Source organism: Gammaproteobacteria bacterium (genome assembly GCA_013696315.1).
In the GTDB taxonomy this organism is placed as follows: domain Bacteria; phylum Pseudomonadota; class Gammaproteobacteria; order JACCYU01; family JACCYU01; genus JACCYU01.
This window is the reverse complement of record JACCYU010000179.1, coordinates 1-6,718: the sequence shown is the minus strand read 5'-3', so window position 1 is coordinate 6,718 and position 6,718 is coordinate 1. Positions and strand designations below refer to the sequence as shown.

The window sequence follows — 6,718 nt, the reverse complement described above, 5'->3', positions numbered from 1 at the left end:
GTATACCGACGAACGCAGCGCGGAAATCGTGGGTGCGTTGTACGACACGGGCTTTTTCAGCGACATCACCCTGCGGCGGCGCGGCGATGTACTGATAGTGGTGTTGGAGGAGCGGCCGGCGATCTCGGACATCACGTTCGACGGCAATGAGGACATTTCCGATGAAGATCTGACCGAGGCCCTGGGCAGCGTGGAGATCGCGCGCGGCCGAGTCTTCAACCGTTCGGTCCTGGAGCGGCTGGAGCAGGAGCTGACGCAGCAATATCTCGCGCGCGGCAAATACAGCGCGCGCATCAAAACCAAGGTGACGCCGCTGGAACGCAATCGGGTCGATATCAAAATTGACATCACGGAAGGCGAGGTGGCGACCATCAAGCGTGTCAACGTTGTCGGCAACCAGGCTTTCGAAGAAGACGAACTCACCGAAGATTTTGCCTCCGGCATTCCCGCCTGGTGGGCGTTTTTCAGCAGCCGCGACCAGTACTCGCAGGAAAAGCTGACCGGCGATCTTGAGTTGCTGCGCACGCAATATCTGGACGAGGGTTATCTGCAGTTCAATATCGATTCGACGCAAGTGGCGATCACACCCGACAAGCAGGACATTTACATCGGCATCAACATCGACGAGGGCGAACAGTACAAGGTCAGTGACGTGCAGCTGGCCGGCACGTTTATCGTGCCAAAGGATCAGTTGCAGCGCCTGCTGGCGATCCGGCCCGGCGACACCTTTTCGCGTAGCCGCGTGATCAGGACGGTGGACGACATCACGCGGCGGCTGGGCAAAGAAGGTTACGCGTTCGCCAGCATCAATCCGATTCCAGAAATCGACGAGGTCAGCAAGGAAGTGAGCCTGACGTTTTTTGTCGATCCCGGCCAGCGGATTTACGTCAGACGAATCAATATTCTCGGCAACACCACGACTACCGACGAGGTCTACCGGCGCGAACTGCGCCAGATCGAGGGCGGCTGGTATGACCTGACCGACATCGAACTGTCGCGTCAGCGCGTGCAGCGGCTGGCCTACGTCGAGTCGGTCGAGGTCAATACCGAACGGGTGCCTGGCGTCAACGACATGGTGGACCTCAACGTCAGCGTCAAGGAGCGGCTGGCGGGCAACTTCGCCATTGGCGCCGGCTATTCGCAAAGCCAGGGTCTGCTGTTTAATTTGTCCGTTACGCAGGAGAACTTTCTGGGCACCGGCCGGCGGGTCGGCGTGCGTTTCGATAACAGCGATTTCAATACGGTCTACAGCATTTCCTACACCAACCCTTATTACACCATCGACGGCGTGAGCCGCGGGTTCAACCTGAATTACAGCAAGACTGACGCCAGTGAGGCGAACATCTCCGATTACAACGCCGAACAGCTGGGCGCCGACGTGGTGTTCGGCATCCCGTTCACCGAATTCGATACGCTGCAGGCGACCGGCGGTTATCAGAACGTGAGCATAGATACCACGGTCAACACCGCGGACGAGATTCGCGACTTTCTGAGGGACAATGGCAACGCCTATAACATCTACCAGCTGGGCGGCAGCCTGATTCATGACACGCGCAACAAGACCGTGTTCGCCGACCGCGGAAACCTGCAGCAGCTCAATCTGGAGGTTGCGGTGCCGGGTAGCGATCTGGAGTATTACCGCGCGGACTACAGTAATCAGGGCTATATTCCTCTCACGTCCTCCGGGTTGACCTTGTCGCTCAACGGCGAGGTCGCGTATGGCAACAGTTTTGGCGGCACGACCGATCTGCCGTTTTTCGAGAAATACTATGGCGGCGGTTTCGGTACGATACGCGGTTACGAGGCCAACAGTCTGGGCCCGCGTGATAGCACCATGTTTAACGATCCGCTAGGTGGCAACTTTCGCGTGATCAGCAATCTCGAGCTGTTGTTCCCGCCGCCGTTCACGGAAGAAGCCAGCAACTTGCGCTTTGGCGTATTTTTCGACGCGGGCAATGTCTTCGCGGACGTGGGCGCGTTCGATACCAGCGAGATCCGCACCTCGGTCGGCGTTTCGACCAGCTGGATCACGCCGGTGGGCGCGTTGACATTCAGTCTGGCGCAGGCGTTAAATGACCAGCCGGGCGATGAAACCGAAACGTTTCAATTCAATATCGGCACCATCTTTTGAGTACGGGAGCAGTATGAAACGGCTTACCATTCTTACCCTATGTCTTGTCAGTTCAAGCTTTGTCTGGTCGCCTTCCGTCACGGCGCAGGAAATCAAAATCGGTTTCGTCAACATCGTCCGCGTAATGGAACAAGCGCCTCAGGCGGAGGCCGCGCGCGCAGCCCTGGAGCAGGAATTTTCCGGTCGCGACGCGTCGCTGACCACCAGCCGCGATGCCATCGTCGAAATGGAAAGAAAGCTGCGCACCGAGGCCGAGATCATGAGCGCCGAACAGCGCGAGGATCTGGAACGCGACATCGCCATGCGCAAGCTCGATTTCAACCGGGACCGCGAGGAGTTGCAGGAAGATTTCAATATCCGGCGCAACGAGGAACTGAGCGACCTGCAGCGCGTTGTGTACGAAGTGATAGTGGAAGTAGCCAAATCGGAAGACTACGACTTGATGGTTACCGAAAGAGTGCTCTACGCCAGCGAGCGGATAGACATCACCGATACCATCCTGGAACGGCTGCAGGATATTTAGGCACCGCGTGCCAGCCCGGCGTCGCGGCAATGTGAAGTATCGTCCGACCTATAACAAGAGCCCGTGTCCTGGCGTCTGCAAGAATTGGCCGAACGGGTCGGTGCCACCCTGATTGGCGATCCGGATTGCCGGATCGACGACGTCGCGAGTCTTCAGGGCGCGCGGCCCGGCAGCCTCAGTTTCCTCGCCAGCTGCCGTTACAGACCTTATCTCAAGGCAACCCTGGCCTCGGCGGTGATCCTCGGCCCCGACGACCTCGAAGACTGCCCGGCCGCGGCGCTGCTGTCCAATAATCCCTATCTTGCCTTCGCCCGAATCATAACCCTGCTGCACCCGCCGCAGCCCGTGCTGCCGGGCATTCACCCGAGCAGCGTGGTGCATCCGCGGGCACGTATCGATCCTAGCGCCTGGATCGGCGCGTTGACGGTGATCGAAGCGGATGCTGTGATCGGCGCCGATGTATTCGTCGGTCCTGGCTGTGTGATCGGCTCTGAATGCACGGTCGGTGACGCCTCGAAGCTGGTCGCACGGGTGACGTTATGTAACCGCGCGGTGCTGGGCCGGCGCGTGATCGTGCATCCGGGCGCGGTGATCGGCAGCGACGGCTTCGGGCTCGCCGACGCCGCCGGCGTGTGGGTCAAAATCCCGCAGCTGGGACGCGCGGTGATCGGCGATGACGTCGAGATCGGCGCCAATACCACCGTCGACTGCGGCGCGCTGGGCGATACGGTGCTGGAAGAGGGCGTCAAGCTCGATAACCAGATTCAGATCGCGCACAATGTGTACATCGGTGCGCACACCGCCATCGCCGGCTGTGTTGGCATCGCCGGGAGCGCCAGGATCGGCAGACATTGTACAATCGCGGGCGCCGCCGGTATCGAAGGTCATCTGGAGATCGCCGATCACGTGCACATTACCGGCATGTCCAAGGTCAGCAAGTCGATTACGAAGCCCGGCACGTATACCTCGGGCACGCCGCTGGAACCGAATGCGCAGTGGCTCAGGAATTCGGTGCGTTTTCGAAAGCTGGACGAACTCGCGCGCAAGGTCATGGTGCTGGAAAAGAAGCTAAAAGATCAGCACGGCTCCGGATTCGGATAATCCGCACACCAACTCGCGCACGAACCGTTGGCTCGCCGCGCATCCATGCGTGGCGCGGTGGCGCCGATTGATGCTTATCGACACAAAGGTTTAACTGATTTGGATATCATCAATATCCGTGAGGTCATGCGCTTTCTGCCTCACCGCTATCCGTTTCTGCTCATCGATCGGGTGCTGGAGTGCAAGCCCGGCGAGTCGTTGACGGCGATCAAGAATGTCACTGTCAACGAGCCTTTCTTCCAGGGACATTTCCCGGAACTACCCTTGATGCCGGGTGTGCTGATTCTCGAAGCGCTCGCCCAGGCCAGCGGTGTGCTGGCGTTCAACACCCCCGGTCATCGCCCCAAAGATAAAAGCCTGTATCTGTTCGTCGGCATCGACAAGGCGCGTTTCAAGCGACTGGTGGAACCGGGCGATCAACTTATTCTGCATGTTCAGTTCCTGCGCAAGCGCAGCGGGTTCGGGTTGTTCAACGCGACCGCCAAAGTGGGGGAGGACCTCGCCGCCACCGCCGAACTGATGTGCGTGTTCAAAGATTTCGCCCGGTGATCGACCCTCGCGCCGCCGTCGATCCCGGCTCTGAACTCGCGCCCGATGTTAAAGTCGGCGCATTCAGCGTCATCGGGGCCGAAGTGCGTATCGGCGCGGGGACCTGGATTGGTCCGCACGTAGTAATCGAAGGACCGGCCACCATCGGACACGGCAACCGGATCTTTCAGTTCGCCTCGATCGGAGATATTCCGCAGGACAAAAAATACGAAGGCGAGACGACCGAACTGGTGATCGGTGATCGCAATACCATCCGCGAATACTGCACCATCAATCGCGGCACGCGCATGGGGCAGGGCGCTACCGTCATCGGCAACGACAACTGGATCATGGCCTACGTGCATATCGCGCACGATTGTCTGGTCGGCGGCCACACGGTTTTTTCCAACGGCGCCACCCTGGCCGGGCACGTGACGGTCGAGGACTACGCCACCCTGGGCGGCTTCACGCTCGTGCATCAGTTCTGCCGCATCGGTACGCACGCTTTCTGCGGCATGGGCACCGCGCTCAATCGTGATCTGCCGCCCTACGTGCTGGCCTCCGGCAATCTGGCGGAACCGCATGGCATCAACAAGGTCGGCCTCAAGCGCCACGGCTTCGGCTCGGAGACCATCCAGGCGCTGCACAAGGCGTACATGCTGTTGATCAAATCGCGCAACCGACGCCCTGCAGACGCGCGGCATCTGGAACAGCTCGCCCATGACTTCCCCGAAGTCGCGCGGTTTGTGGGCTTCGTCAATAACAGTTCGCGGGGGGTGGTGCGATAGACTGTCAAAAGATTGATCTTGCCAATAGCTGTACCGCTGCGGCGTACGCCCTAATGTTAGCTGATAGTGTTCCTGCTTCGCGTTCCGCTAGATCCACCGGTACATTGCATATTTTTTCCGTTACGCCGTCTCGCAAATAACGGGTACTTCAATCCGGTTTCATGTCTGCGTTTCTGTTGCCGATGCCCGCTTCCTTTTCATCCCGCGATGTTCTAGAAGTTAGTTCATCACTTTTCTTTATCCGGCTCGATGCCCGCTGTTCGCCCGAAGGGTCGAACGATGAGGGATTGGCCGGGATGACTCCAAGCTTCTCGAGCCCAGTCCGAATAAACCACGTATTGAAACATCACACCTAGTAACACATTGATAATCTGGTGGAACTGATCGCGGAAGACCTTGGTCATGCACTCCCTTCGCATCTGTCGTGTCGCGCGCCGTTTTTTGTCCGGGCCGCTTACTGATGTATGATTGTTCGCGGAAGGGGGGGTTATGCCAAAAAATTGTTCTCGTGATGACGCTGACGAGATGCAGGGCGGCCGTGTCGGCATCGTAAATTTTAGGTGCCAGAAAACACACTGCATCAAATGCAGGTCATCCTGTGCGATCAGCGCATGCCCACCATGAGCGGTACCGTTATCCGGCCGCGTCAAGCATCTGTATCGCGACACATTTCTGATCGTCCTGTCCGGTAATTCCGATTTGCAGTCAGTCATTGATGCGATCAACCGCGGGGTGATTCATCGCTGTTACATCAAGCCCCGCGATAACAAGGGCTTGCGCGACAATTTGCGCCACGCCTTCCGATCGTCTCGGCACGGCAATTCCCGAGCAGTCAGCGGAATTGGCGCCGCGGGAAAGCGAGATTCGCAACAGCGCCATCATGGACGCGGCGCTCGATTGCATCATCATGGCCGACCATCAGGGCCGCATCATCGATTTGAATCCAGCCGCGGAACAAAACTTCGGCTACAGCCGCACAGCGGTGATCGGCAAAACCGTCGCCGAAACCATCATCCCGCCAGCGCTACGCGAAGCGCACGAGCGCGGCATGGCGCGCTATCTGCCAACCGGCAAGGCTGTCGTGCTCGGCACGCGCTTCGAAATTACCGCGATGCGCGCCGACGGCAGCGAGTTTCCGATCGAGCTGGCGATTACGCCCGCCCTGGTCACAGACCAGCCCGTGTTCATCGCCTACCTGCGCGACATCACCACGCGCAAGGATGCGGAGAAGCATCTGGCGCAGATGGAGGGCAAATACCGCTGGCTCCTGGAGGCGGCGCCGGATGCGATGGTGGTGGTAAACGAGGGCGGGGAGATCGTCCTGCTGAATCTTCAAGCGGAGAAACAGTTTGGATACCGCCGCGACGAGCTCGTAGGACAGCAGGTAAACAATATCATTCCAGAGGGCTTCGCGGAACGGCTGGTCGCGGACGATCTTCGATCCGCGGCAGACGCGCTGGCGCAGCAGATCGGTACGGGGATCGAGCTCATCGGACGGCGGAAGGATGGCAGCGCGTTTCCGATCGAGATCATGTTGAGCCCGCTGGAGAACGCCGAGGGAACACTCGTGACGGCAGCGATTCGCGATATAACCACGCGCCAAGAAGTCGAAGCGCACCTTGTGCAGAAAGTGGAGGAATTAAACCG

Annotated in this window: 8 protein-coding genes; 6 read left to right on the top strand and 2 right to left on the bottom strand. The window is 59.0% G+C overall.

Going from position 1 to position 6,718, the window contains the following annotated elements; all coding sequences use genetic code 11:
* The 5 genes from bamA to lpxA all read left to right on the top strand — a co-directional run.
* The coding region (bamA, locus tag H0V34_10640) for an outer membrane protein assembly factor BamA (protein MBA2492124.1) at nucleotides 1-2,131 on the top strand (2,131 nt) is incomplete at its 5' end.
* Between the two features lie 13 nt (nucleotides 2,132-2,144).
* A complete protein-coding gene (locus H0V34_10635) occupies nucleotides 2,145-2,654 on the top strand; it encodes an OmpH family outer membrane protein (GenBank protein ID MBA2492123.1) in 510 nt (169 codons plus the stop codon).
* A gap of 63 nt (nucleotides 2,655-2,717) precedes the next feature.
* Nucleotides 2,718-3,755, top strand: coding sequence for a UDP-3-O-(3-hydroxymyristoyl)glucosamine N-acyltransferase (gene lpxD, locus H0V34_10630; protein MBA2492122.1), 1,038 nt, complete (start codon nucleotides 2,718-2,720; stop codon nucleotides 3,753-3,755).
* A 45-nt stretch (nucleotides 3,756-3,800) separates the two neighbouring features.
* Nucleotides 3,801-4,304, top strand: a complete 504-nt coding sequence (fabZ, locus tag H0V34_10625; protein MBA2492121.1) for a 3-hydroxyacyl-ACP dehydratase FabZ — start codon at nucleotides 3,801-3,803, stop codon at nucleotides 4,302-4,304.
* The gene (lpxA, locus tag H0V34_10620) at nucleotides 4,301-5,071 is read left to right on the top strand and encodes an acyl-ACP--UDP-N-acetylglucosamine O-acyltransferase (protein ID MBA2492120.1); all 771 of its coding nucleotides are present in this window, start codon (nucleotides 4,301-4,303) and stop codon (nucleotides 5,069-5,071) included. Before fabZ ends, lpxA begins: the two co-directional genes overlap by 4 nt.
* A gap of 227 nt (nucleotides 5,072-5,298) precedes the next feature.
* On the opposite strand, the gene H0V34_10615 is transcribed toward lpxA, so the two are convergent.
* Both H0V34_10615 and H0V34_10610 read right to left on the bottom strand, forming a co-directional pair.
* Complete coding sequence (locus H0V34_10615) at nucleotides 5,299-5,475, bottom strand: hypothetical protein (GenBank protein MBA2492119.1); 177 nt, start codon at nucleotides 5,473-5,475, stop codon at nucleotides 5,299-5,301.
* A 301-nt stretch (nucleotides 5,476-5,776) separates the two neighbouring features.
* Complete coding sequence (locus H0V34_10610) at nucleotides 5,777-5,953, bottom strand: hypothetical protein (GenBank protein MBA2492118.1); 177 nt, start codon at nucleotides 5,951-5,953, stop codon at nucleotides 5,777-5,779.
* Between H0V34_10610 and H0V34_10605 the strand changes: the two genes are divergently transcribed.
* A partial coding sequence (locus tag H0V34_10605; GenBank protein ID MBA2492117.1) for a PAS domain S-box protein occupies nucleotides 5,952-6,718 on the top strand: 767 nt, incomplete at its 3' end. The genes H0V34_10610 and H0V34_10605 overlap by 2 nt on opposite strands.

Bases quoted from the DNA above. Each gene is read 5' to 3' on its own strand.
- H0V34_10615 (MBA2492119.1), bottom strand. From the start codon at position 5,475: ATGACCAAGGTCTTCCGCGATCAGTTCCACCAGATTATCAATGTGTTA.
- fabZ (MBA2492121.1), top strand. From the start codon at position 3,801: ATGCGTGGCGCGGTGGCGCCGATTGATGCTTATCGACACAAAGGTTTA.
- H0V34_10635 (MBA2492123.1), top strand. From the start codon at position 2,145: ATGAAACGGCTTACCATTCTTACCCTATGTCTTGTCAGTTCAAGCTTT.
- H0V34_10610 (MBA2492118.1), bottom strand. From the start codon at position 5,953: ATGATGGCGCTGTTGCGAATCTCGCTTTCCCGCGGCGCCAATTCCGCT.